The 1,698-nt window shown below is 53.9% G+C and carries 1 protein-coding gene and 1 pseudogene; one reads left to right on the forward strand and one right to left on the reverse strand.

The window, feature by feature from the left end; genetic code table 11:
• Positions 1-107 precede the first annotated feature (107 nt).
• Positions 108-1,223: pseudogene (locus GOB86_RS15380) on the reverse strand (cation:proton antiporter); the annotation flags it as partial.
• Between the two features lie 286 nt (positions 1,224-1,509).
• On the opposite strand from GOB86_RS15380, the gene GOB86_RS15385 reads away from it, so the two are divergent.
• Positions 1,510-1,698: transposase (locus GOB86_RS15385; RefSeq protein WP_165993532.1), on the forward strand; the 189-nt coding region annotated here is incomplete at its 3' end.

A 1,698-nucleotide genomic window follows, 5' to 3' on the forward strand; every position in this document is an offset into this window, starting at 1 on the left:
GCGTCGCATTCGTCTGCCTCCCTCAAAGCGAGAAAAACAGTCAGCACAGGACGCCGGAAAGTACAACCCTCACGTACCATACTCAGGGCTTAACTGACGACACGCCGTAGCGAAACCGAGATACCGCCTCGCAGACCACCCCAGGTCAGGATACCAAGAACACGGCCCCGCTCCCGTTGTCTGAGGTGAACCGGAAGCGTTGAAAACAACACGCTCAATGCTCGCACGACAACAGACAGGGGTATCACGGCAAGGGTGGCCAGCACCGTAAACAGATGTGGCGTGACCTCAAGGATTTCAAAGCCGATCAGCATGAACAGCAGGACGTTCAGCACCTCGTCAATGAGTTTCCATGCGCCGTCGAGTTCCTTGCGGGATGCCTCATCAAAAACGGAATGGCTATAGCTTGTTCCAAAGCACAGTCCCGCCACCACGACGGCAATCGCACCCGACATGCCAAGCTGATTAGCAATGCTAAATGTTCCGGTCGCAAGGGCCAGCGACGTCAGCAGATCGATATGCGGATCCCGCTGTCCCTTAAGCACACGGAGTGCGATGCATCCGGTCAGTGCGCCCAGTAGACCGCCACCGATTGCCTCGCGGCAAAAACTCAGAGCAATCTCGGAGGCAGTCACTCCCTGACTGTCCCCGGTCGCCAGTCCTATCGTGACGCCAAAAATCACCACGCCCACGCCGTCATTAAACAGACTCTCGCCAGCGAAAACGGCCTGAAGGGGGGCTGGCAGCCCTAGACGTTTCAGCATACCGACAACCGAAACAGGATCAGTTGGCGCGAGGATAGCCCCAAGGACGATGCACCACGTGAAAGGAATGGCATGACCTAACAGAGGAAATACGTACCATGCCACGATCGCCAGAAAAGCAACAGCTAGAACGGTTCCCAGAACAGACAGAGCAGTCACGGTGGCAAGCTTTGCGCGTAGATGTCCGACATCCACCTGCGTGGCCCCGGCAAACAGAAGTAGGGACAGCGCGCCATTCAGAAGGGCTGTGGGAAGATTGATCGCTCCAAGAACAGATCGTGGGAGAGCCTGAAGGTCATAGGCCGGTATCAACGGGTTCAGGACCATAACCAGCAGGGAAGCCAGTAATGAGAAAACCAGCACACCGATCGTCACAGGAAGGCGAAACGTGTGGTGATTGAGAATACTGAACCCTGCCGAGAGAGTCAGAAGCAGGGCGAGGAGGCTGATGGTGTCCATACTTTACCGCTGACTTCTTCGGCTTCCTATGTCAAGAAAAACCGAAATTACCCAATTTTGCGAACCGAAAGTGTGTTTTTATCAAAATGAGGCAATCCTGTTGAAAAGGCCGGATGTGGTATTTGAACGGATATCATGCCGTTCAGGTTCACGTCATTTTCCCCTGTTATGAAGGAATGGACTTTCAACAGGATGATATGAACGTGACAGTAGAACACGGACAGACAAGTATTGAATTGCCCCGGGTTTTGTGGAGACATCAAGACCCGTGAGGTAAGAAGAATTCATGAGCAATAAATCGAAGCGTTTTCCGCCTGAGTTTCGTGACCGTGCAGCCCGCATGGTTCTGGAGGAAGAGAAGAATCATCCTTCGCGGTGGTCTGCGGTGATGATGATCGCTCCAAAGCTGGATATTCACCCTGACACGCTGTCAAAATGGACCCGTCTGCATGAGCGGGCCAATGCGCCTGCGGTG

This window comes from Acetobacter lambici (genome assembly GCF_011516885.1).
GTDB classification, from domain to species: Bacteria; Pseudomonadota; Alphaproteobacteria; order Acetobacterales; family Acetobacteraceae; genus Acetobacter; species Acetobacter lambici.